We start from the raw sequence: 23,951 nt of genomic DNA, 5'->3' as shown, positions 1-23,951 counted from the left end.
TAAAGATGAAAGAGATATTACGGACCTACAAGGAAACACCTGCAAGCTCCATTTCTTCTCGCTGCATCCCAATCGTAGTAAAAGGAACGGTCCGTGGCAGATTGCGGCCTATCACGATGGATACCATTCACAATGATGCTGAAATCAAAATGCTCACCGAGTGGAGAGAGGCTTCCTCAACCTGGTTCACCACCTGGTTTCCCGTATCCGAAGAGGGAACGAGACGATGGATAGAGCACCAGGTTGTTAACGCTGACGACCGCATTCTGTTTTTTGTGGAGGATGAGGAACTTACCCCTGTAGGGCAGGTGGGTTTGATCCATTACGATGAAGACAAGAAGGAGTGCGAGTTTGACAACCTGCTCCGGGGCCGTAAAGGAAAATTCGGCAACATTATGATCTACGCCCTGATTGCGCTCGGCACTTGGTCCGTAAATGAGCTTAACCTGCAAAAAGGCTATATCCATGTAATGGCGGACAACTTCCGGGCCATCCGTATCCATCAAAGCCTTGGCGCCGAGGAGGTAGAGAGAATCCCGCTGATTCGGTCCGAAGAGAACGGCGTAACGCGCTGGGTACGGGCTCCATTTCCGGGCGAAGGCACGCCTGAACGGGAACTGGTCACGATGGTGATCAAGCGGGAGACGTTTATTCAAATACTCGGAACCAATTTTATGAATTGAAAGGCGGGATGGACATGAAAGTCAGACTGTTTAAACCTTCCGTCGGCACCGATGAGCTTGAGAGCATTCAGGACTCGTTTAACAGCGCATGGCTTGGCCTGGGACCGAAGGTCATTGAATTCGAACGGCAATGGAGCGAGTATATCGGTTCAAAGGAATCGGTAGGGGTTAATTCCTGTACGGCAGCCCTTCATCTGGCGCTGTCTGCTTACCGTTTTCCGGAAGGAAAGAAAGTGCTGGTTCCCGCACTGACCTTTGCCGCAACGGCGATGGCAGCCCTGTACAATCGGCTTATCCCGGTCTTTGTCGATATTGATCCAGTTACACTTGGAATCAGTCTTGAGGATTTGGAAAGAAAGGTAGACAAGGACTGCGTCGCCGTGATGCCCGTTCATTTCGGGGGGCATCCGGTGCCGATGGACGATCTAGTCTCGTGGGCCAAAGCCCACGGGCTGAAAGTCATTGAAGATTGCGCCCATTCCGCCGGCGGCCTCTACAAGGGCAAAGCGCTGGGAACTTGGGGCGATATCGGCTGTTTCAGCTTTGAAGAGAAGAAATGCATGACGACCGGGGACGGCGGCATGATCTCCTCGGATGATCCGGAGCTGCTGAAGCCTCTTCGGCCTGCCCGCTGGATCGGCATCAATAAGGATACGTGGGAGCGCTATGAAGATTACCAGCTCGGCAATCCCGATGCCAACAGCTGGTATTATGAAATCTCCGATATAGGTTATAAGTACAATATGAACGATTTAATGGCTTCGATCGGTCTCGTTCAACTGAAGAAGCTGGACGGAATGAACCGGAGAAGAGAGGATATACTCCGGCAATATATAGCCGGGATCCAAGATCTGGACTATATCAAACCCGCCTTCCCATACCATCTTCAGGATTCTTCGTACTGGGCTTATATGGTTCGCGTACAGGACAGGGAACGTTTCATTACCCACATGAAGGAAAATGGCGTTGCAACAGGGGTTCATTACCTGCCGCTGCCCATGCAGCCTTTGTTCATGAAATATGCATCAGAGACCCCGGTTGCTTCCGCTGTCTGGAGGGAACTGGTCACCTTGCCTCTGTTCCCTGATTTGACCCAGGAAGAAATAGAGTATGTAAATGCATGTGTCCATTCCTACATGGATTGACGCTTTCCGCGAAGGCAGAGCATAAGATGGGGCTGTCCTAAAAGCAGTTTTGACTGCTGAAGGACGCCCCCTTTTTTTTACAGTCCGGTTTACAATTCCAAAGTGAATACAAAAAACAACCGCTTTGTCGTTTATGATTTTACTAAATATATACAAATATGTACTTGTTTTTTTTTAATTTCGATACTAAAATAGTAATGCTATTCCATTTATAGGATAAAAAATACAATTTCAGATGATGATAAATAGGTACTTATTAACATTTAGGAAGGTCTTATCTTTGATACTTTTTTACAAGAATCTTATGTTCTTTAACTAAATTTGAAGCGGAGGCTATAAAAATGAAATTTAATGGAAAAATAGTTGCTAGCTTCGCTATATTGCTTTGTGTCTTCTTCGCTATTTCTGTTATGTCTTACGCTGCAAGTACTGTCATTGTTTATAACGGGAATGCTTCATCAGGTTGGTATGGATCAGGAACCTTTAATACAAGTACTGCTTGTGGATATGACGGTAGTATGTATTATCAAAATGCAGCAAGCGGATCAAATGCTATCGGTGGATGGAATGTAAAACCAACTTCCACCGGGAACGATGATTATTATGTTTACATAACAAGTTGTCACGCTTATGCCCAAGCGCTGTATTCTGCATGGGATGGAGATGGCAATAGGGTTGACCTTAACGTAAATCAAAATAATTATTCTAACATTTTTTATTACCTCGGGAATTACTATGTTGCTCCAAATGGACCTAATGGTATACAAGTAAGTACCTATTCTAGTACCGGTGAGCTTGGGTTTGACGAAGCGAAGTTTTATAATTAAATCGGGAGGCAATAATCGATGAATAAAAAAAGTGTATTGTTCGTTATTACCGGTGGCATTGTCTTGGGGATAACTGCATCTTTCATTTTAAAACCAACTTTCTTTATGCCTGAATCTGTAAAAGCAGAAAATGCGTCTAATTTCGTTAATTCAAAAGATCAAGTTAATGATATTCCGATTATAAAAAACAAAGTTCTGAAGGCAAATGATAACTATGCTTCATTGCAAGGTTCTGTAACGACAATTAATGAGTTCGGCCAGTCCAAAACAAACATATGGCTACATCAACCTGATAAGTTCAGAGTAGAATTTATCGCAGATGTTAACAAACCGTCAGAAGTTATCATAGCAGTAAATGACGGAAACGATGTACAAATTAAGAATAATGACTCCATTCAGAATTCTAAACCAATGAAGCCAATGCCTGCTCCGAAAACTACTGAAGAAAATGTTGTTGTACCTCACTATAATGGTACATTCCTGCCAATAGGGGGAGTCAATGAATTGATTCACCCGGAACTATTCGCTCAGACTATATTTCGACAAGGCCAGATTAACATAATTGGAGAAGAAACTTACCTTGACCGTAAAGTAACAATTATTAAGATTGATCAGCTTGTAAATCCAAAGATAGGCACGTCCCAAGATTTTTGGATTGATAATCTGACGGGTGTCGTTCTTAAAACCGTACGGTACGAAAATGATAAAATTCTGGAAACGATTCAATTTGATCAAGTTGAATTCAATAACAACATAAATGAAAGCAAATTTGATCTTTTTCAAAAAGTAAAATAAGTATAAAAAAGAACCGTGACCAGTTTAGAGCCTCAGTCCGCTCATCTCACCGAACACGATTCATGATGATTCAGGTTCCATTCTGAAGAAAAGGGCTATCGCCGCTTTGGATAGCCCCGTAATTATTTTCTTGTCCCCCTTCAGGCGAAGCCAATCAACTTAATTTCCAAGGGGCTTGCCCAGAGTCCCAAAGGGACTGCAAATGATTCTTATCCCTCAGCGTATCCATGGCATACCAGAAACCGTTGTGCCGATAGGCAAGAAGCTCTCCGGATTCAGCCAGCTTGACGAGCGGTTCCTGTTCGAACACCGTCGCATCTCCCTCCAGATAGTTGAATACTTCCGGCTGCAGGACAAAGAATCCGCCGCTTACCCATTTGCCGTCCCCTTTCATCTTCTCATTGAACCCGCTGACCTTGCCGTCCTCGCTGATCGTTAACGCGCCGAATCTGCCGAACGGCTGCACGGCGGTCACTGTCGCCAATTTGCCATGCGTCTTATGGAACGTTACCAGCTCTTTGAGGTTTATATCGCTTACTCCGTCCCCATAGGTCAGCATAAAAGGCTCATTCCCGATATAGGGCTGAACTCGTTTGAGCCTCCCGCCCGTCATCGTGTTCCCGCCTGTATCGACAAGAGTAACCTTCCATGGCTCTGTTTGCGTATTATGAAATTGGGAGCTTCCGTTTCGATAATCAAAGGTGATATCGGATACATCACGAACGTAATTGGTGAAATATTCCTTGATCACGTGACCTTTATATCCCAGGCAAATAATAAAGTCATTAAATCCATAGTGACTGTAGATTTTCATAATATGCCAAAGTATCGGCTTTTCGCCGATCTGGATCATAGGTTTAGGTTTGGAATGGGTTTCTTCGCTGATCCGGGTTCCAAATCCCCCCGCCAGAATTACGACTTTCATGCTCATTCTCCATTCTGTAAGGAAATATAATAAGTATATAATAGTATATGTGGTATTTACTGGTTTGACAGGTACATCTATAGTACCGGCATCTCTCACGTTATTGTTCAGAGGCCATAGAGATCATTAGGAGAAGAGCATGATTCGGAGGAAAACCCGAACCCGGCGGTCAGCCAAAAATGTGGGTTAGAAGCTCATTCAGCCGGTGGGCATACGTATGCTCCCGCAAGGTTCGATCCAGCGCCCGCAGCACAATTTCACGCCGCTCCTTCTCATGAGACAAATAGAAGTCGACCTTCTCGATCAGTTCCGACGGAGAACCGAATGTCTCGATTTCTACACCTGGCGTATAGAATCTTGCCAAATCGCTGCGGCAGTCGACCAGTTGCAGCGTTCCGCTGGCCGAGATTTCAAAGGTCCGCGGATTAGGAGACGCCGCTTCAATCATAGCCGAGTTGTTGTTGACCGACGTATCGTTGTAGGCCCTGTGCAGATTAATGGCTATTTTGCTGCTGCTATAGGTTCCCGCCGTATCCTTCGGCCCCATCCATTTGTCGGGCTCCACCTGTCCCGGATAGGTGCCCGGTTCAAACATGCGCTCCCACCAATATCCGTTGATATGGAGTCCACGGTCCATCAGATCATGGATAATCGGCTGAAAAAATTCAACCCGGTTCCAGAAGGCGCTGCCGACAAAGCTCAGATTGCGGGAATTTTCCGCCCGCTCGCGAAGCGGCCGATAATGTCCGGGATAAGCAGCAAACGGCAGGTAGTGAACTTGAGCGCACCCTCTTTGCCGGTAAAACTCGACGCAATTCAGCTCAAGCGTAAAGATATAATCATAGTGCAAGACGAGATCCCCGGTCATATCGGTATAATAGGGGTCATCTGTCAGCCACAGGGCGGTCTTGATCCCCATGCTCCGGATTGAATCCACTTGATCCGCAGGAAAATACAGCCCATCGAGCACCAGAACAAGATCGGGGCGTTTCTCTGCGGCTTGCTGCGCAACCGACTGGGACGGGTCCGTTGCAGTAACGACACCCGCGAGCGACCGCAGGGTTTCAATAATTCCTTCATCCACAGGGGAATAAGGATACCCCTTACCCGAACTGACATACATGACATGAATTTGTCTCAGCGGAAATAAAGTCCCCGGTCTTCCTGTCAGAACATCCATTCTGCCGCGTAAATACCCTTCATCAAATCCATCTTGAAAACCGGCGTTTCTGCCATTCTTCCTCGCTGGCGCGATTGCAGGCGCAGCAGCAAGCGTTGCCTCTACTGCTGTTCTGCTTGCCGTTCTTCTTCCCGCTCTTCTTGCGGTTCCTGTTAGACGATAATGATTTACCAATGCTTCCACTCCCTTGTAAAGATATTCCCGGCTTACTGCACGATAGCAAGCATCCGTGCAATACGGTCGATATAAGAATGCCGCTGTCTGGTCGTCCAGAGCGACCGCCAAGCCATCTGGATCCGCTCTTTCTCATGGGCCAGATAATACTCGATTTTGTTTTTCAATTCCTCTGCCGAACCAAATGTTTCGATATCATAGCCCGGACGGTAATGCTGGAACAGATCTTCGCGAACATCGGTAAGCTGCAGAGCTCCGCAGGCAGCGATCTCATAAGTACGGGGATTGATCGAAAGACCCGGCAGGTTGGCTGTATTTGCATTGTCCTGGCCCGACTCCGTAGGACGGTGCAGATTAATTACAATTTTGGCCCCGTTATAATAAATTCGGGTTTCTTTCTGTTCCACCCAACCTTCCCGAATATAAGGCTGGAGGAGGTCCAGGCGGCTGAGCCTGTTCCATAATTGACCGATAATCACCACTTTTTTTTCCGCCAAATAGGGAGCCAGTTCGTCAAACAAGGCGACGCGATTCCAAAATGCGCTGCCTATAAAGCAAATATCCGACTGGTATGGCCTTGGAGCCTCCATGGGAACGAACATGTCGAGATCCGCGGCAAGGGGCAAATAATGGACCTTGCTGCAGCCGCCCTCTTCGTAAAATGGCACGCAGGATAGCTCGTGCGTAAATACATAGTCGTAATGTCTGGCCAGCGAAAGAGACTGATCGGTAAAGTAGGGATCGTCTACAAACCAGACGGCAGTGCGTATTCCCCAGCTTCGCAGCAGATTAATATGCTCGCTGTGCTCGGCTGGAAATACGTGCATGGCATTCATGACGAGTACGAGATCCGGCCGCCATTGCTGCGCTTTCTCCAGCATTTCCTCCGGCCCCGAAACCACCAATTCCGCTGCCATAGCCTGAAGCGCCTGAATCACGCCATAGTCAATGGCTTCAAATCCCTGCGGAACATAAAGGATCCGGAGATTTCCCCCGGAGGCCGCCGGCGTCCCGGTTCGTTCCATAACCGATCTGCACCCTCCATACCGATACCCCTCGGCCCAGCCCTGGCTGTATACGGCTTTCATCTCACTCCTGTTTCCGGTATTCACAGCACTCAGTCCAATCTATGGGTTAATCTCTTGACTTTATAACTATATGCGGAGGACTAACCCGCAGGCGTAGACGACTAACCTGCTGTTCTCGAAATTGGCGAATGCCCCCTTGCCTCCGCAGCAAGCTGCCCTTTCGTTTCAGTCCGGGGCTTTACATAAAAAAAAGCCTCTCCCGTTTCCGGGAAAAGCCTGGGAAAAGCGCGGGAAAAGCCTTGGGCAAACGCTTTTCCCAAACCGCCTTGCGTTAGCGGTTACTTGAACTCCTGTTCCTGGTAAGCAAGCTTATGGCCGTCTTCAAAGCCTTGGGCAAATCCGGCATTAAAGCCGTCCTGATACGTTTCGTTATACCCCTCCTGATACAGAACGGCAGGATCGCCTTTCTCCACAGCCCTGGCCGTTACGGGGACCGGAGCACCGGGCCGGCGGCGCCGGGCCATTCTTCTGCGGCGGGTTTTGCCGCGGACAAGCTTTCTTTTGCGCGCTTTGATAGGCCGCCCAGTCGTTCTCTTCCGCAGCGTTTTCCTCGTGCGCTTCAACTGGCGTTTTGAACGTTTCAAGCCGGGCTTTCTTTTGCGCAGCGATGTACGTCTCTTCTTAAGTGTAAGTGCCATTTCGTTCATAAACCTCCTGTTCACTCGAAAACGATTCTAAAGGTGACACCGTATCGGTATTGAGCCAAGGGGGTGAAGGGATTCCGGTATATTGACGATGCAGCACGATATTCGTAAGCATGGACGCCATGGCTTGCTGATACCCCGACATTCGATTCACATGATGAGCAAGCGCGCGGGCTGTTTCTTCAGAATAAGCCGACACGTCCGCCATACTGTCGAGAATGCGGGCCAGGGCGTTTTGGCTTCTCGAGATGGAGAGGATGAGCTGAAGCTTGGCCTCCCGCTCGCTCAGGGGCAATTGGGTCAGCATCATTTCTCGTCATCCTCGAACCCTGAACCTCCGCCAAACAGATCTCCAAAGCCTCCCGAATCCTCTCCTCCGCTATCACCCGAAGAGAGGATCGCCCGCAAGTTGCTGCAAAGGCCGTTCTCCATTTTGGTCAGTCCTTCAATAACCTCTACCATCTCGTCATGAACGCCAAGAGGCTTTTCAAGCTGGGTTTCATGATCGCTGAAGCTGTGCGCGTGCAAATGATTCAAGCTCCAATTCCGCACCTTCTCTGCCTCAAGGGCTTTCGCTTCGAGCATCATGGCCACGTTCCACTGAATTTTCGCCATGGCATCCAGTATATTGAGATAAGCATGCTCCTTGCTCATTTCATCACCTCCGCTATCCTGTTACTCATCTTCCGACTCCGACCCCTTCAGTTCAGAGATGACTTGCGTCAGATTTTCCGCCATTGCCTCTTCCAGATCGGCAATTGAATTCAAATAGGCTACCAGGCTTTTGTTGATGGATGACGAGCTGTCCATCAAACCTTCCACACCTTCGAAGTTCGGTTCCTGATCCGGCAGCGCGTGTACAATCTGCGACATTCTGACGGTGATATGGCGCTCGGCGTCAATGATACGGGCTAACTGCTGGTGTGAATGCCCCATATGCATAATGATATCGGTAATTTTCTGCTCCACTCTTCAGCCCCTCCATTTAACCTAAGAATCAGGGCGCTGTCATTCCAAGAATAAACGCCCCCGCATTCTACTGATTTCAGCATATGCCGGGGCGTCATTCCGCGTTCCGCTCTAATCCATAGGCCTTACGTAAAATTTATAACAGCGGCGAAATCAGTTGAATCGGGGGCAGCACGGGCGGCCCCGCAGGGAAAGCCGCAAGCTCCCCGGGAGAAATCGGACGGGCTCTGTCCGCTAATCCCCAAGCTTCGGCCGTATACCGGGTCCATATGTTTCTTGCTGCGCCTCTATCAATTTGATACATCTGCCCGTCATCCAGACTCACAACGGAGCCCTCGCCAAGCGGCTCCCCAGGCACCGAAGCTTTCGCGATCGCGGCCCTCGCCTCCCTAAGCCCCCATTCCCCGCCAAGCGGAATATTTCGCAAGGATCGTTGCGAAAGTCTTATGGCGCAAGCGGACGGATCTATCTCGGCCACTGTCGCCGCGTCAGCGTCCTTGATCCTGTATCTCATTCCATGGTCGAGCCAATACAAAGTTCCGGACCCGCTTCTGGCCAGAACCTGCGCCGGGGATCCTTCGGACCAGGCCAGCGTTTGTGCTGTTCTCCCGTTCTCCCGCAGCTGCTCAATCTGTCCGAGCCGCTCATGCACATGACCCCACTTCCGATGGAAATAATCGCTGTTGTCTTTATTGATCTGTGCAAAATCCTGCTCGTTCAGGCTTTTCATAGTCTCACTGCCAAAGTGATGAATAAAAGCGTCGCCGGCAATCATCAGCTTCATCCCTTGCAGCCGGAGACGGATCATCCAATCATCATCCTCGTAATTGCCTACCCGGTATCCTTCATCAAAGTAGCCCGTTTGCATAACGGTTTCATGCTTCATAAGCAGGCAAAACCCGACCAGTCGGTCCGTTCTCCTCCAGCGCAGAGGATTTTTCCGGTTATGCTCGGCAGCAAATCCCCACATATCCCCAACATCAAGGTAAGGAACCTCGATTTGCTGCTCCCCCCCGATATAATTGGTCACAGGACCAACGGCTCCGATATCCGGCGAACTGTTCAGGCAGTCCAGCATATTCCCGAGCCAGTTCTCCGTAACGAGCACGTCATTGTTCAGCAGAAGCACCGTTTGTCCTTTTGCCATCATCAGTCCTGTATTGATGGAACCGGCGAAGCCCAGGTTGCGCGAATGGACAGCCAACCTGATCTTTCGTCTGTCCCGCAGCGCTTCCTTGGTTCCGTCGGTTGAGGCATCGTCGACTACAACGAGCTCATAGGGAAAGGGAGTATGGGCTTCTATGCTGTCGAGGCATTGCAGCAGCAGTTTCTTCTTATTAAAAGTCGGAATAATGATGCTGGTTCCTTCAAATCCTTGTTCAAAATCCTCGTAGCCGGCTGTTCTTCCCTTCTCGTAACCGGCATGGCGTCCAAGTTCGAACAGCCTGGAAGGCGGCAAACGTCTTTCCCCATTCTTCTTTAAATGAAGCCTCTTCCTGTTGTCCATGTGCCCCTCCATGTCAGCGAAGCGCCAGTTCTCCGCTTTCCAGTTTATTGGCCAGATGGCCGAAATCCAGCGCCGGCTTGCCAAGACGACATGCGATCTCCGTAGAGATTAGGACGGCTGCGATGCCCGCCGCCACCAAAGCAATATCGAATGACTGCCCGGAAGCCGCGAGTACCGCTGCTTCCGTATCGTGCACGCCCCGGACCGGAGTGACTAGACCGCTCACCTCGATGCCGACGCGCTGCAGCACCTGCGCCAGCCCTTCCGCCCGGTTTCCCGCAACCAGCACTTTCCTGCCCCTGAGCAGGGGCAACAGCAAGCCCTCCTCCGCAAGCGCGTAGTTCACCGTTGAGGATGTAAGACGGAGGCTCGTCAGATCAAGTCCATAATGGGTAAAGACCGGGGACAGCAGGCCTTGGAAAGAAGGGTGCCGAGACGCTGGCACCCCGATAATGTCGGCTTTTCGAAGGGCGGCGGCAAGCGCTTCCCTGACCTCGTGCGCCGGAAGCTCAACGCCGGCGTAAGGAAGGAACGGTCCCCGCATCCGGGCTTCTTCCACAGGGAGAACGGTGTCATGGGCCAACGTTAACAGTTCCCCGTCGCCGAGACGGACGATGGAGAAAGGCCGCCCGTTGTCCAAGGCATCGCGCAAGGCGCCGGCTACGTCAGGCGGTGGAAGAAGCGGAATCATCGAACCCGGGGGAAGATGGCGAATGCCGGAAGCGATCAGGCCTTCCGCAGTGATCCCCGGAAGGATCATATGAGGCGGGAGCAGACGGGTAACAACTCCCTCTCCCCCTTCGAAACAGCCTTCGCGGTAGCCCGACTCATAGGCCCTACGAAAAGCCGCTTCCTGATCCGGTTCCTGTTTAACCTGGAGCTCGGTTTGTCCATTCTGTCCCTCCTGATCCTTCACCTGGCAGAAATCAGGCTTCGCGAACGGCCGTCCCTTTTGGGGTGAAGCTGCTGGTTTCAGTACCTTGCGGGCAAGCCGGCTTGCCGTAAAGATCCGACGGCGATTCCGGAAGCGGGCAAAGGGGCCCCGGAGAGGCTTTCGCCGTCGATACAGCTTTAGCAAGGAGTGCCTCTGGCTCTTGCTTCTCCTATAGCGTCTGAATTCCGAATTTTTGGCCGGGTCCGATTTCCCGTACCTGGAATTCGCATTATTTCTCATCTTCCATCCTCCGTTACAAGCATTTCCTTATGGGCGGATCCCCTTCATCCGCCGCGCGGCATCATGCAGTGACTCAAAGGTGCCCGCATCCGTCCACCACCTGCGAAGGATGTCATATTCAAGCTTGCTTTCCCTGGCGTACAAATTATTAACATCCGTAATTTCAAGCTCGCCCCGGTCCGACGGCTCAGTAGCCGCAATGTGTTCGAACACCTGGTCGTCATACATGTAAATGCCGGTTACGCAGTAGTTCGATTTAGGCTGCTTGGGCTTTTCTTCAATGTAAGAAATGAGTTTGCGATTATCCTTGTCAAAGACCGGAACCCCGTATCTTCTGGGATCGTTCACCCGCTTCAGCAGAACTCTTGCGGTGCCGTAAGGCTGCTTTTGAAACTTCTCGACAAAAGGCTTCAAGTTGTCAAGAAACAGATTGTCGCCAAGCAGAACCACAAACCGGTCCCTGGGAGTGATAAAGCCTTTGGCCAATTCAAGCGCTTCGGCAATCCCTCCGGCTTCTTCCTGGATTTTATAAGTTATTCTGACGCCCATGCTGCTTCCGCTGCCCAAAAAATCGGTGTACAAGCCGGCGGACTGTTTGCTGATAATCAGCATGATATCCGTAATGCCTGCCTGTCTAAGACGTTCTATTCCGTAACAGATCATCGGCGAGTCGCCTACGGGAAGCAAGTGCTTGTTAATTAGCCTGGTCAGCGGATATAATCTTGTGCCTGTTCCTCCCGCCAAAATGACGCCTTTCACGGATTCTCCTCCTCTCTCATGAACCGACGGGGATCGATGCCCCATTTATCTATAAACAATTTGCGATTCTTCTCTATAAGTCCGTCCAAGCCCTCTGGGTATTTCTCCTTGAAGCTTGCGCTGCCTTTATGATAAATAAAGGTATCTCCGCAAATAAGCAGCCGGTAGCCTTCCCTTACCGCCCTAAAGCAATAATCATCGTCCTCATAATGACCGGGCGAAAAAGCTTCATCCAGCGGCCCGATCCGGTCATAAAGGCTCCGTTTGAACAAAAAGCAATACCCGATAAGCCTTCTGACTTCCACCCACTTGGAAGCATTGCTCCGGTTAAATGTCCGTGCATATTCAAGCAGCTCCGCCGGTCCGTCAAGGCCGGTATCCAGCCGCTGCATCCCGCTGGCATAATTGGTAACGGGACCAACGATGCCAATATCGTCTGCGCTATTCAGAGCGGTCGAAAGCTGTGATAGCCAGCGCGGAGTAACCAAGCAGTCATTGTTAAGCAGCAGAAGCTGATCGCCGGCGGAAGCAGCCAGCCCTTTGTTGCAGGCAATCGGAAATCCCATATTCCTGGGCAGGGAAATCAGGATCAGCTGCTCCCGCACGCAGTATTCCTTGGTTCCGTCATCCGATCCGTTATCCACCACGATGATTTCATACGGGGCATCCGTATGCTCGCGAATCGATTCAACAAGGCGGGACAGCAGATGGAGTCCATTGTAGGTAGGGATAATAATACTCGTTAAGCGCTCGTTGTTCATTGACGGTTCCTCGCTTTCGCAAGCTGCGGACGAGGTGCGGTCTCCCAGAACAGTCTGGAGCCCTTACGGCGCACTGCCTCGTTCAATGCCTCCACATGATCGCCTAAAATAAGCAGGGCCACATTGTTGCCGGCGCCGTAATTGCCTTCGCGCAGCCGATTGCGGCCGATGACATCGGTCGTGCAAGGGGCCGATACCGTCAACCTTTCTATAATGGCCACAGCCTGCGCTTTCGGCGGTACGGTAAGCATTTCCGTTCCTATGATGTCTATAGCTTTCCGCGACAGGGCATGCGGCACTGCGGTCATCGAATTGCTCTTCAAATCCGGACGGCCAAGCGCCTGATTTAGAAACAGCTTGCACCTTGTCACCTCATCCTGACTGGCATAAAGGGGGAGATATGCGGAAATATCGTTAAGCACCACATCCGTGCCGTTTTCCCGTTCATACAAAAAAGCGGCAAGCTCTTCAGCAGGCACAGCCATATCCCCGTCCACAAACAGCACGGAATCCCCTGACGCCAGAGCCGCCCCGACCGAGCGCCCGACATCATGTCCGAGCCGTTTAGGAAAATATGCCATAATGACGTTTTTGCGGCTTTTCACTTCGGCGAAGCTTCCGTCCGTACATCCGTTAAGTACGACGATTTTCTCGGAAAGCGGGAGGCGCTCCAGCTCATCAAGCAGCGAGCCTATCGTCTTCTCCTCATTGCATGCGGTAATGACAACCGACGCGGTTCCAGACAGCGGGACGGGCACCCCGTATGTTTGAGGTCTTTTGCTCCTGGCAGCGGCATAACCGTCCCGATAGGCATACCCCAGCGCGAGCGCATGGGCAAATGGCGGACGTTTTCCGCTCGTTTGGCTGCCGAACCAGTTCGACAGCGATGCCCGGAAGTGGTCCTGCGAACGGGCAGTCCCCTCACTCCGCTCCTTGAATAAGGCGTCCTGTCCGGAGTCCTTCCCCGCCTGATAGGCCCGAGCCAATTCCGTTGTTTGCACAGCCTTGAAATCAGCCCTACCAGAAGGACCCCGGATGGCATACACCCTGTGGCGCGATCCGGCAGCCGCCCTTCTGCTTCTGCCCTTTCCAATCCGGGGCACCTTGTTTCGTGCCGCCACGGATGACATAGGGTGTCTGTATTTTCCTTTATTAACGAATTTAGTCTTTATCATTTCGCCGATCACCTGGCCCTTTCGCGGAGACGTCCCAGATCGGAGAACCCTCCTCGCGGGCCAAGCTTCTCCACGAGCAGTTCCACCGCTTCGATGTGATCACCGGCTACAAGCGAGGTCAGCAGATCGCCTCGTTTGGAACGGCTTCTCCGGCGGTTCATACGCCCGACATCCACGAAATGCACCACCCGGATGTCCAAACCTTCAAGTGCTGCCGCCGACAGGGCCAATGGCGGTTTCCCCAGGACATCAAAACCGATTTGTGCGGCGGCACGTCTGCTAAGCGCATGCGGCACTGCCGTTAAAGAGGCTCCCTTCAGATCCGGTCTGGAGAGCAGAGTGTTTAGCGTATGCTTGGCGCTGACGACCGGATGAACCTCCCTTACCTGGACGGGGCCGCTGTAACCATTAAGAGCCAAATCGCAGCCGGATAAAATTTCTGCGACAAACGGACGGAAATCTCTGGCCGGAACAACCATATCCCCGTCCGTGAACAATAGCACGTCCCCCTTCGCCCATTTTGCTCCGATGGCTCGCGGCACATCATGTCCCAGCGGATCATGATATTCAACAACGATGGCTCCAAGCTCTCTTGCAAGCTGTGCGCTTCCGTCCGTGCAGCCATTCGCCACAACAATTATCTCGGTTCGCGGATGCACCCTGGCAGCCTCCCGAATGACCCTTGCCAGCGTACGGCGTTCATTCATAACCGGAACAATGACGGACACTACCGGATCTGGATGGCAATGAACCACCGCTTTTACCCGCTTTGTTCTCCGCTGCGCGGGCCGGCTTTGCCGGACACGGAGCCGGCGCTTCTTATCCATCAAAATCCACCTTCCCTAGATATTCATAATGGATGGAATATAAGATAGCTTATGCGGCTCATGGCCCCACGCAACGGCAAACGTACAAAGAGGCACCAATATATGCCTAAAAATGCGAACAAACAGAATGCCAGGGAAATGTCCGCGAGCATCCTGTTTGCCTTGCGCTTAGCTTTAGGCGAATTCGCCTCAAAGAACCGTCATCCCTACAAATAAATCGAGGCGGCGGCAGCCCGGTCTCTCTGTCTTGCCATCAGGCGGGCCCAGCGGTCGGCTGTATGCTGCCATCTGAAACGGCTGCGCGCAATTTCCGCACCGGCCAGCCCCATCTCTCTGCAAAGCTCTTCGCTTTCCAGCAGCTTTACAATGCCTGCCGGCAGTTCCTCGCTTACATGCCCGGAAATCAGCAAGCCCGAACGTCCATCTTCAATGATTTCCGGGATCCCCCCCGCTCTGGTAGCGATGACCGGCACACCCGAAGCCATGGCTTCCACATTGACAAGGCCGAACGCCTCCTCTTCTCCGGAAGGAACAACCACGACATCCGCCAGGTTGTACCAATCCGCTACCTTCGGATAAGGCGTATACGGCAGGAAGACGATATGATCCGGCCAGGCTGAAGCCAGCTCCTTCAGACTGCGCACATACGCCGTTTCCCGGGGGCTGCTGTAGTAGGCGCTTCCGACAATGAGAAACAGCGCATCAGGCTGCTTCCGGACAACGGACGGCACCGTTTCAAGCAGCAGATGCACTCCTTTTTCAGGAATCAGCCTGCCGACAAACAAGACAATTTTGCGTCCGCTCCAACCGAATTCGGACAGCCTTGCCCGGCGGAGCGCCTCGCCTGAGGGCGTCCAGCGCGGCACAAAATCTTCCAGACTGACGCCCAGATGATTCACTTCGACCGGCACTCGAAGGCCAGGGAAACGCTTTAGCACCTCCTTGCCCAAAAAACCGCTGTTCACGATAATGCCGTCAAGCAGACGAAGCATTTCCAATCCGCTTGCTCCCGGAAAATTTCTGGTCTGAATAAAGGTCGTGGAATGCAAGGAAAGGAAAACTTCCGCTCCGGGCAATCTTTGCTTTAATCGGTAAGCCAGGACAGGCCTGTTATGGACATCGATCGTATCCGGCCGGAAGGAACGAAGATGGCGAAGAATCGCCGGAAAATAAGAGGAGCCTCCGGGTACCCTGCAGCAGGGAACCGCTCCAAGCATCGCTTTCATGGAAGCCTCTTCTCCTGTTCTGCCAAAGACCCGAATATCCAGGCGGTCTGACGCGAGCGGAACCATCTTTTCGACAACCCGTTCCACCGAGCTGCTTCTCCCTGACGGAATGACGAACGATCCCGGTGTGACAACCGCAACCTTTTGAGGATTCAAGACGGCTGACAACCTCCCTTCTACTAATCTTGTATGTTGTAGTTATACGGAATAATGCGGCTTTGCGTGACTTATTTCCCCAAAAAGGGTTTATAAAACTGCTGCCTTTCCAAGCTTCCCTCCCTGTCCGTCCGCGTCCTTCCGCGAATGGCCAAAGGCTAAATCAGGCTGTTGACGCGCCACATTCGTCCATGCTTAAGCGGGACGGACAACATAGAGTAAAGAGAGCCAATCAAGGACAAAGGAGATTCATGAGTCCCGCAAAAAGGAGGGAGGAACGTGCCGCCCGAATCTGTCGGCATCCTTTTAAACGCCAATATGCACCGGGGAGTGGAGAAGGGACACACTGGACAAGAATCCCTGTCCCTCTATGAAGAAGCCGCTGCCCTGTATGACCTGAAGCCTTGCTATTTGCGTCTGGACGATATCGATCTTCATTCAGGAACAAGCCTGGTTTATCGGAGGGAAGGGGAACGGTTCAGGAAGGCGTTCATCGAAACACCGGCGGTCATTCATAACCGGGCCATCTATAAAGGTCCCTCCGCGAACCGGAAAATCCGGCTCCTTCAGGAGCAGGGGAAGCTGCTCTACAATTTCAGCAACCGGTACGGCAAGGATGAGATCCACCGCCTTCTTGGAGAGCATCCGCTGCTCTCCGGGTGTCAGCCGGCCTCCCTCCATGCCTCCTTGGAAAATATCGAACGGATGATGCACCGTTACAACGATTTGATCCTCAAGCCGGTGAACAGCTCAGTCGGCCGCGGAATCATGCGGCTGCGGCAGGATGTGCAGGGATGGAAGCTGCTTTACAAGGCTCCCCGTACAAAGGGACGCTTTAATGAAATGCGCCTTGGCAAAAAAGCAACCCTTCCTCGCTGGTTAGTCCGCCGGCTAGGCAGGTTCCCTTACCTGGTGCAGGAACGATTGCCGCTGGCCGAGATGGAAGGACGTCCCCTGGATGTTCGCGTGACGGTCCAGAGGGGGCTGGGAGGAGACTGGGGAATCACCGGCATATTTGCCAAAGTGTCCGCCCCCGGCATGTTTCTCTCCAATATAGCCCAGGGCGGCAGCGCCTATCCGGCAGAAGAGGTTCTTGGCCGGGTTTTTCCGCCAAATATGGCGTCACGCGCGCTTGCGAGCTGTCATGCTCTCGCTCTTTCGGTTGCGCGCTACCTGTCCGGGCGGCTGCCGCTGCTCGCGGACCTCGGTATGGATATTGGAATAACCGATTCGGGGCAGGCTTATTTTATCGAATGCAACGGTCGGGACCAGCGATATGGTTTCCGTAAAGCAGGCATGCATCCCGTCTGGATCAATACGTACCGCAGACCCATGGCTTTCGCCCGCTACTTGCTTCAGGAACACAGACTGTAACGAACCGTTCAAAAGCCGCTCCTTTGCCGGAACTTTCCCATCCGGTGGGCGGCTTTCAGCATGGGACATATTGATTTACATCTTGATCTGTGTCAATATTAGCGGAAGTGACATGAGTTTATTATTTTAGGCTAGAACGGAAATGAAAGGGGATATCCATGGCTAAAAGGATGATGCGGCTTTTTACGGAACTGTCTTCACGAAAGTGGATTGCGGCCCTCACAGGCCGATTTTCCCATTCGGCAATCAGCCGCCCGCTCATTCCCGTGTTTGTAAAAATGTACGGCATCCCGCAAAATGAAGCGGAGAAAGAAATGGGCGAGTACCGGACGCTTAATGAGTTTTTTACGCGCCGTCTCAAACCGGGCATGCGGCCGGTTCATGATGAACCGAATGGGCTGATCAGTCCGGTAGATTCGCTCATTACCGCCATGGGTACGATTCAGGACGGAACCATTGTGAACGTAAAAGGCCAGGACTACACGATAGCCGGGTTATTGAATGATTCTCCTCATCTGGAGAAATACAGTCACGGATTTTTCTTCGTGCTGTACTTAAGTCCCACCGACTATCACCGCATCCACGCGCCGGTCGCAGGAAGGAAGCTGGAAAGCGAGCATATTAAAGGCAAAGTGTACCCTGTCAACGATTTCGGCATGACTCACATGAAAACTGTGCTGAGCCGCAACGAACGGCTGATTACGTATATTGCCCACCCCCCGGGAGAGGTCGCGCTCGTTAAAGTCGGAGCCATGAATGTAAGCAGCATCAAATATACGGACGAGAAGGCTGCGGCGTGGAACCGAGGAGACGAGCTTGCCTACTTTGAATTCGGGTCGACGGTGGTGCTGCTTACCGAAAGCGGCACCTTTACACCGCTGGAAGGCCTCAAAGCCGGAACCGCCGTTAAGATGGGGCAGCTTCTCGGAACCTTTCGCCCCATTTCGGACGAGCAAGCCACAACCAAGAACCGCCCATTCAAAAGCGAAGTTCCGGGCTAAAGCCCCAGCATCTGGGGTACAAGCCGCACGAGCGAGCACCAGTTTGAACGGCAAAGCCGTCCTTTCAGGAATCGAATACGAAGAAGGGCAGCAGCTTGCAAAAGAAGCAGCATCCGCATGTGACGGATGCTGCTTCTTTAAATATGCTATATGGAACAGTATGAATGATCAGTTAAGTATTAGAACCAGGAAACATTATGCTCGTCCGCCCTCTTCAGGCGGCGAAGACGGTTTCTGAAAATGCCGGATCCCCCTGTATAACAGCATCTGCTGCGCATCCGCCGTCTACTGTTCATTATGTCACCTCCTTTCGAGATCCGCACCTTCAGCTTATTCGGTTAATATTATGTTTACCCTTACCGTGACGGTTTGAACCAATCCAGGCAAGCTCACCGGATTTCCGAAGGGCTTTTCCCGGTGTACTGCTTGAACTGGCGGCTGAAGAAAAAGATGTCCCGGTACCCGAGCGCTTCCGCGACCTCGGTCACGTTCATGCCGGCATGCACCAGCAGATGCTGTGCCCGGTCAATCCGGCATTTGATGATATAAGCCTGAACAGGAGAGCCTGTAAGTTCCTTGAATTTAATCGAAAAATACCGCGGCGACAGCCCCGCGCGGGCCGCCAGGTCCTTCGCGCTGTGGGGAAGCCCGGGATGCTGCAAAATATAGTTGGCGATTTCCTGAATCGTTTCATCCAGATGATGGCTTACCGTTTGCGGAGCGGGCACATGCCGTTCCTGCCGGAGCAGATAGATCATCATCTGCTTCAGAATCAGCTGCGCTTCTTCCTCCGCCCCATAGGTACCCTGATTAAGGAACAGACGAACGTACCTGGAAAGCATGAATTCAAAATCCAGCGTGTCCTCCAAAAGCCGGTACGGTGCCGGAACGTCCTCCAGCGGCTCCTTGACGTCAAAATGAATGTAGGTCAGCACGAGCGGCTTTTGCGGATTATGCGTAGCGCTCGTATAATCGCCCGGCCGAAACAGAAAACAGCTGCCTTTGCCGATGGGCGTCGGCCGGTCATTCAGCACCAGAATGCCTTCCCCGCTCCATACATAGAACAAATCATAATTTTCCAGGGGCTTCTCCCGCTTCTGCCATTTCCATCCGGGTTCACACACGATTTTGGCGAAAGCCCGTTTCAGTACAAAAGAGGAAGGAGAGGTCTTAAGCATGATTCTTCCTCCTCGTAATCTATTGTTTGTATTATACTATGTCAGATCCGTTTGCCAAAATTTCATCTTTCGCATCGGCAAGACGCTCCATGCCCTGAACGATTGCCTCCGGCTCCAAATGGCCGAAGAAGAAGCAGGCTGCCGGAGGATGGTCGCCTATCCAGTACCCGGACGCGTCGCGGAACGAAACGCCGCGGCTGCGGGACGCGGAGCGGAAGGCCTCATACTCGGCCTTGCTTCGACGCCATAAGGCATAGACATGCAGACCGCTATAGGAAGCTAGCGGCGTAAACAACCCGCCAAGCCGGGACTCGAGTTCCCGGTGGAAGGTTTCGTGCCTCAAGCCGTAGATCCGGCGCATCCGGCGCAAATGCTTGTCATAGTCGCCGCGGGCCATAAACCGGGCGAGCGAGCGCTGCTCCAGCTGCGCCGGCGAATACGGCTCATACAGCGACTTGGCCAGCCGGACCGGCTGTACAAGCTGCGGAGGGAGCACGGCATAGCCGAGCCGGAGGGCCGGAAAGAGCGGCTTGGTGAAGGAGCCGACGAACACGACGCGGCCGCCTGGGTCCTGCGCCATCAGCGGCTCCATCGGCCGCCCGCCCCAGCGGAATTCGCTGTCAAAGTCGTCTTCGACGATGACAGCGCCCCGCCGCTGCGCCCAGGCGAGCAGCTCGCGCCGCCGCTCGGGCGCAAGCACCGCGCCGGTCGGGAACTGCCGGCCCGGCGTGACATAGAGCACCTGCGCGTCCCAATCGCGCGGGATCATTCCCCGGCCGTCCACTTCGGCCGGAATGACCGCCGCGCCTGTGGCAGCGGCGGCGCGCCGGATCCCGGGATAGCCGGGATCCTCCACCACGGCCCGCGCCCCTTCGCCCAGCAGCAGCTGGCTAAGGAGCGCGATGGCCTGCATCGATCCGCTGAAGCAGCAGATCGATGCAGGCTCTGCGGCGATGCCGCGGCTCGCGCGCAGATGGGCCGCAATGGCGGCCCGCAGCCCGGCGTCGCCAAACACATCGGCCGGGCCGTAAATGTCGCCGGCCGCGCGGCTCAGCGCGCTGCGCCAGGCCGCGTGCGGAAAATCCGCCGCCCCCGGCCCGCCCTCCGCGAAAGAGATCCAGCCGTTTCCCGAAGGACCGGCCGCTTCCCTTGGCTCCGGGGCGGAACGTCCTGCCTGCCTTCCGCGCCTTGCCATTTCCGTTCCCTCCTGCTTCGGGTCCATCCGGGCCCCGGCATCTGCGCCAGCCTTCCGGCTGCGCTCGATACCGGTCCTCCTATCCGGATGACCCGGCCCGTCCTCCTCCGGGAAGCTCCCTTTGCCCCCGCGGACATCTTCCTGTCCGCTCTGCGCAAGGAGCCGTCTCCCCCAGGAGGACAAGGGAAGGTCGGGAACGTCCTCCCCGGCGCTTTCGCGCTTGCCGTCTTCCGCGCCTTCTTCGCCCCGCGCGGCAAGGTCCGCGCCGGCAAAGTTCGGTGCGACGAACGTTCCCTGGCCTACCCGGGCATAGACATAGCCTTCGGCAAGGAGCATGTCATAGGCCTGGGCCACGCTGCCGCGCGACAATCCATACATGGCGGCAAGTTCCCTGGAAGCCGGAAGACGCGAGCCTTTCGGCAGCGTTCCATCCCGGATCACACTCCGGATCGCATGGTACATGGCCAAGTATTTATAACGGTAGGTCTTTACCGCGGTCTCCCACGGCAAAGCGAAATCCGGCACGTCAAATTCCTCCTTCATTCCTGATTGGTCTATTAAAATTAATCTAAATTGGTTCTTTTTTATTGTCAATTCTTCTCTTATGCTTAATTCTATCCAAACGGACAACGTTGATCAGGAAGGAGCTAGAAACGATGAGAAGAACCGAGTTTGAGATCGAGCAGCCTGAAGAAATGGAGGCCTTTCTGGCCGAGATGAGCTTCGGCTTTCTTGGAACTGTAGGCGAGGACGGCTTGAGCCGCGTTACGCCGTTAAATTTTGTTTACGGCAATGGCGTTTTTTATTTTCACGGCAGCCAGGCCGGCGAGAAGATGAAGCACATGAAATCCGATAACCGGGTCAGCTTTACCGTTGCCCGGGAATTCGCGGTGATCCCGTCCTATTTTACCGATCCAAAGCTGGCCTGTCCGGCCACTTCTTTTTTCAAAAGCGTTATGGTGCAAGGAACGGCCCACATTGTGGAAGATCTTGATGAGAAAGCCCAGGCGCTTTCCCTCTTTATGAACAAGCTTCAGCCAGAAGGAGGGTATGATCCGATTGATCCCAAAGACCCCGGTTACGGGGGACAGCTAAAGGCCGTTGCCGTCTATAAAGTGGTTCCGTCCGCCATGAGCGCCAAATTCAAATTCGGACAAAACCTGAAGGAGCCCCGCCGGACGCATGTCATGGAAGGACTCCGGGAGCGGGACGGCGACGGCGATGCCGAAACCCTGCAAATGATGCTTAAATATTGTCCTTTTCATACCGAAAAGTGATGTTTTGGTTCGTGACGGCTGCCCTGCCAAAATGATATAATGTTAGGCAGTCAAAATGGAAACTGCCATGAACCAAAATCGTAGTTGGAAGGATGGAAATGATGAACCCTCTAGCGTCACAATTAAATGACCGGCTTAAAACGGACAGTCCTTATGTGTATGACATGCTGTCCACGCTCGGTCGTGAGATCTATTTCCCTAAAGAAGGCATTTTGAGCCAATCGGCTGAAGCGGGAAGCCATGCCAAGAAATATAATGCCACCATCGGCATTGCGACGGAAAACGGCGGACCGATGCACCTTGCCGTAATCCAGGATACGCTTTCGGCTTATAATCCCAAGGATTTGTACCCATACGCCCCCCCGGCCGGCAAACCCGAGTTGCGCAAGGTTTGGAGGGACAAAATGCTTGCCGAGAATCCGTCTCTGTCCGGCAAATCCTTCGGCAATCCGATCGTTACCAATGCGCTGACCCACGGACTCAGCATTGTTGCCGATCTGCTCGTGGATGAAGGGGATGCGGTCATTTATCCCGATAAGAACTGGGAAAACTATGAACTGACGTTCGGCATCCGCCGCCACGCGAAAATCATCAATTATCCGCTGTTTACGGAGGACATGAAATTCAACAGCGAAGGACTTCGCGATGCGCTGCTGTCCGTTCAGGCAGGCGGCAAAGCGGTTGTCGTTCTCAACTTCCCGAACAATCCGACAGGCTACACGCCAGGCGAGAAGGAAGGTAACGAGATTGTCGCCGCCGTGAAGGAAGCCGCCGAAGCCGGCATCAACGTGGTGGTCGTGACGGACGATGCTTATTTCGGACTGTTCTTTGAACATTCGCTCCAGGAATCGCTGTTCGGCCGCCTGGCGGATCTTCATCCGCGCGTTCTGGCCGTTAAAGTGGACGGCGCCACCAAGGAAGAATACGTTTGGGGATTCCGCGTCGGCTTCATTACGTACGCCGGCAGCCCAGAGGCAACCTCTGTCCTTGAGCAAAAGACCATGGGCATTATCCGGGCCACCATTTCGAGCGCTTCCCATCCTTCCCAGACTTTTGTGCTGCAGGCGCTGAAATCGGAAGATTTCCACCCGCAGAAAGAGGAGAAATTCGCCGTTATGAAAGGCCGCGCCAACAAAGTCAAGGCTCTGCTCGACAGCGGAAAATACGGCGATGTATGGGAATACTACCCTTTCAACTCGGGCTATTTCATGTGTCTCAAGCTGAAGACCGTAGATGCCGAAGCGCTGCGTCAGCGCTTGCTTCACGAATATGGTGTAGGCACAATCGCCCTGGGCGACCATGATTTGCGGATCGCCTTCAGCTGTATTGCCGAAGAGAATCTGGAAGAGATATTCGACCTGATCCATCAAGCGGTTCTCGACCTGCAGCAGGGTTAATTTGCCGTAATAAAGGCAACGGCCCACGCATCCGCTAACCCCCGTTCATATGATACTAGTGTAATTAACATCAACCGAAGGAAAGGGGGATGAGCCATGAGTGGAGTCGAAGAAACTAGAGGCGGATTAGGCGGCTACGGTGTAGGATTCACAAGCACAGGTGCTATCCTCGTTCTGTTTATCCTGCTTGTTATCATCAGCCGTGCGTTTATCCTTTAAGTTCTGCCTGAATAACAAGAACTCGTATAAAGCGCCGTCTGCCGGTAGACTTCCTCTACTGCGTCAGACGGCGCTTTTGGGTTTTTGGGCAGAAAAAAAAGCTGCCCCCAAGCAGTTAAAAATTACTTTTGGGACAGCTTCTCTAAATTAACGCATACTACCCTTTTACTGGACAGTGAAAAGTTCTCAATAAAAATATAACCCTCTCAAGCGATTGTATGGTATCCTTTAGTTTCCACACAGAAAGGAGATCCAATCGCAGAAAGGGTTATAGCAAGTAGTGTACCCGATTTCA

General features: G+C 52.7%; 25 protein-coding genes. 9 read left to right on the top strand and 16 right to left on the bottom strand.

All coding sequences use genetic code 11. The features are described from left to right. Positions 1-5: 5 nt before the first annotated feature. The 4 genes from K7397_RS18015 to K7397_RS18000 all read left to right on the top strand — a co-directional run bounded on the left by K7397_RS18015 (position 6) and on the right by K7397_RS18000 (position 3,450). Complete coding sequence (locus K7397_RS18015) at positions 6-683, top strand: GNAT family N-acetyltransferase (RefSeq protein ID WP_223069521.1); 678 nt, start codon at positions 6-8, stop codon at positions 681-683. Between the two features lie 14 nt (positions 684-697). Then, positions 698-1,828, top strand: a complete 1,131-nt coding sequence (locus K7397_RS18010) for a DegT/DnrJ/EryC1/StrS family aminotransferase (protein ID WP_223069519.1) — start codon at positions 698-700, stop codon at positions 1,826-1,828. Positions 1,829-2,169: 341 nt separating this feature from the next. Next, entirely contained in the window at positions 2,170-2,655 is a 486-nt protein-coding gene (locus K7397_RS18005) for a hypothetical protein (protein WP_223069517.1), read from the top strand. 18 nt (positions 2,656-2,673) lie between these two features. Beyond that, the gene (locus tag K7397_RS18000) at positions 2,674-3,450 is read left to right on the top strand and encodes a hypothetical protein (protein ID WP_223069515.1); all 777 of its coding nucleotides are present in this window, start codon (positions 2,674-2,676) and stop codon (positions 3,448-3,450) included. A 154-nt stretch (positions 3,451-3,604) separates the two neighbouring features. Here the strand turns inward: K7397_RS18000 and rfbF are convergent, their stop codons facing one another. From rfbF to K7397_RS17930, 14 genes are all read right to left on the bottom strand, one after another. Further along, positions 3,605-4,375 (bottom strand): glucose-1-phosphate cytidylyltransferase, encoded by a 771-nt coding sequence (gene rfbF, locus K7397_RS17995; RefSeq protein ID WP_223069513.1) that lies wholly within the window; start codon positions 4,373-4,375, stop codon positions 3,605-3,607. Positions 4,376-4,544: 169 nt separating this feature from the next. Continuing rightward, positions 4,545-5,630, bottom strand: coding sequence for a CgeB family protein (locus K7397_RS17990; protein WP_337926758.1), 1,086 nt, complete (start codon positions 5,628-5,630; stop codon positions 4,545-4,547). Positions 5,631-5,761: 131 nt separating this feature from the next. Further along, positions 5,762-6,817, bottom strand: coding sequence for a CgeB family protein (locus K7397_RS17985; protein ID WP_223069510.1), 1,056 nt, complete (start codon positions 6,815-6,817; stop codon positions 5,762-5,764). A gap of 278 nt (positions 6,818-7,095) precedes the next feature. Beyond that, on the bottom strand, positions 7,096-7,455 hold the full coding sequence (locus K7397_RS17980) for a hypothetical protein (protein WP_223069507.1): 360 nt from the start codon (positions 7,453-7,455) through the stop codon (positions 7,096-7,098). Then, positions 7,439-7,771 (bottom strand): hypothetical protein, encoded by a 333-nt coding sequence (locus K7397_RS17975; RefSeq protein ID WP_223069500.1) that lies wholly within the window; start codon positions 7,769-7,771, stop codon positions 7,439-7,441. The genes K7397_RS17980 and K7397_RS17975 overlap by 17 nt, the downstream gene beginning before the upstream one ends. After that, positions 7,768-8,115 carry an alpha-helical endospore appendage domain-containing protein gene (locus K7397_RS17970; protein ID WP_223069497.1) on the bottom strand — a complete coding sequence of 116 codons (348 nt, stop codon included), beginning with the start codon at positions 8,113-8,115 and terminating at the stop codon, positions 7,768-7,770. The genes K7397_RS17975 and K7397_RS17970 overlap by 4 nt, the downstream gene beginning before the upstream one ends. 21 nt (positions 8,116-8,136) lie before the next feature. Beyond that, positions 8,137-8,430 carry a nucleoside-diphosphate sugar epimerase gene (locus K7397_RS17965; protein WP_223069494.1) on the bottom strand — a complete coding sequence of 98 codons (294 nt, stop codon included), beginning with the start codon at positions 8,428-8,430 and terminating at the stop codon, positions 8,137-8,139. 136 nt (positions 8,431-8,566) lie between these two features. Then, on the bottom strand, positions 8,567-9,937 hold the full coding sequence (locus K7397_RS17960) for a glycosyltransferase family 2 protein (RefSeq protein ID WP_223069492.1): 1,371 nt from the start codon (positions 9,935-9,937) through the stop codon (positions 8,567-8,569). A 13-nt stretch (positions 9,938-9,950) separates the two neighbouring features. Next, complete coding sequence (locus K7397_RS21650) at positions 9,951-11,111, bottom strand: GT-D fold domain-containing protein (RefSeq protein ID WP_237691031.1); 1,161 nt, start codon at positions 11,109-11,111, stop codon at positions 9,951-9,953. Positions 11,112-11,138: 27 nt separating this feature from the next. Beyond that, entirely contained in the window at positions 11,139-11,870 is a 732-nt protein-coding gene (locus K7397_RS17950; RefSeq protein WP_223069488.1) for a sugar phosphate nucleotidyltransferase, read from the bottom strand. Next, positions 11,867-12,631 carry a glycosyltransferase family 2 protein gene (locus tag K7397_RS17945; protein WP_223069485.1) on the bottom strand — a complete coding sequence of 255 codons (765 nt, stop codon included), beginning with the start codon at positions 12,629-12,631 and terminating at the stop codon, positions 11,867-11,869. Before K7397_RS17945 ends, K7397_RS17950 begins: the two co-directional genes overlap by 4 nt. Continuing rightward, the gene (locus tag K7397_RS17940; protein ID WP_223069483.1) at positions 12,628-13,806 is read right to left on the bottom strand and encodes a glycosyltransferase; all 1,179 of its coding nucleotides are present in this window, start codon (positions 13,804-13,806) and stop codon (positions 12,628-12,630) included. The genes K7397_RS17945 and K7397_RS17940 overlap by 4 nt, the downstream gene beginning before the upstream one ends. Positions 13,807-13,814: 8 nt before the next feature. After that, complete coding sequence (locus K7397_RS17935) at positions 13,815-14,633, bottom strand: glycosyltransferase family 2 protein (RefSeq protein ID WP_223069481.1); 819 nt, start codon at positions 14,631-14,633, stop codon at positions 13,815-13,817. A gap of 206 nt (positions 14,634-14,839) precedes the next feature. Then, positions 14,840-16,015: a glycosyltransferase family 4 protein gene (locus K7397_RS17930; protein WP_223069478.1), complete on the bottom strand. Its 1,176-nt coding sequence runs from the start codon at positions 16,013-16,015 to the stop codon at positions 14,840-14,842. A gap of 279 nt (positions 16,016-16,294) precedes the next feature. Between K7397_RS17930 and K7397_RS17925 the strand changes: the two genes are divergently transcribed. Both K7397_RS17925 and asd read left to right on the top strand, forming a co-directional pair. Then, complete coding sequence (locus K7397_RS17925) at positions 16,295-17,389, top strand: YheC/YheD family endospore coat-associated protein (protein ID WP_223069476.1); 1,095 nt, start codon at positions 16,295-16,297, stop codon at positions 17,387-17,389. 158 nt (positions 17,390-17,547) lie between these two features. After that, entirely contained in the window at positions 17,548-18,390 is an 843-nt protein-coding gene (asd, locus tag K7397_RS17920) for an archaetidylserine decarboxylase (RefSeq protein ID WP_223069473.1), read from the top strand. Between the two features lie 389 nt (positions 18,391-18,779). Here the strand turns inward: asd and K7397_RS17915 are convergent, their stop codons facing one another. Further along, positions 18,780-19,568 carry a helix-turn-helix domain-containing protein gene (locus K7397_RS17915; protein ID WP_223069471.1) on the bottom strand — a complete coding sequence of 263 codons (789 nt, stop codon included), beginning with the start codon at positions 19,566-19,568 and terminating at the stop codon, positions 18,780-18,782. Positions 19,569-19,599: 31 nt separating this feature from the next. Continuing rightward, positions 19,600-21,393, bottom strand: coding sequence for an aminotransferase-like domain-containing protein (locus tag K7397_RS17910; RefSeq protein WP_337926756.1), 1,794 nt, complete (start codon positions 21,391-21,393; stop codon positions 19,600-19,602). Between the two features lie 26 nt (positions 21,394-21,419). On the opposite strand from K7397_RS17910, the gene K7397_RS17905 reads away from it, so the two are divergent. From K7397_RS17905 to K7397_RS17895, 3 genes are all read left to right on the top strand, one after another. Then, complete coding sequence (locus K7397_RS17905; RefSeq protein WP_223069469.1) at positions 21,420-22,040, top strand: pyridoxamine 5'-phosphate oxidase family protein; 621 nt, start codon at positions 21,420-21,422, stop codon at positions 22,038-22,040. 101 nt (positions 22,041-22,141) lie between these two features. Then, positions 22,142-23,437 (top strand): aminotransferase class I/II-fold pyridoxal phosphate-dependent enzyme, encoded by a 1,296-nt coding sequence (locus K7397_RS17900; protein WP_223069581.1) that lies wholly within the window; start codon positions 22,142-22,144, stop codon positions 23,435-23,437. Between the two features lie 96 nt (positions 23,438-23,533). Beyond that, positions 23,534-23,656: a YjcZ family sporulation protein gene (locus K7397_RS17895; protein ID WP_223069466.1), complete on the top strand. Its 123-nt coding sequence runs from the start codon at positions 23,534-23,536 to the stop codon at positions 23,654-23,656. Positions 23,657-23,951: the final 295 nt, after the last annotated feature.

Source organism: Paenibacillus caui, assembly GCF_019904135.1.
Classification (GTDB): domain Bacteria; phylum Bacillota; class Bacilli; order Paenibacillales; family Paenibacillaceae; genus Fontibacillus; species Fontibacillus caui.
The sequence above is the reverse complement of the archived record's forward strand: the minus strand, read 5'-3'. Positions and strand labels throughout refer to the sequence as shown.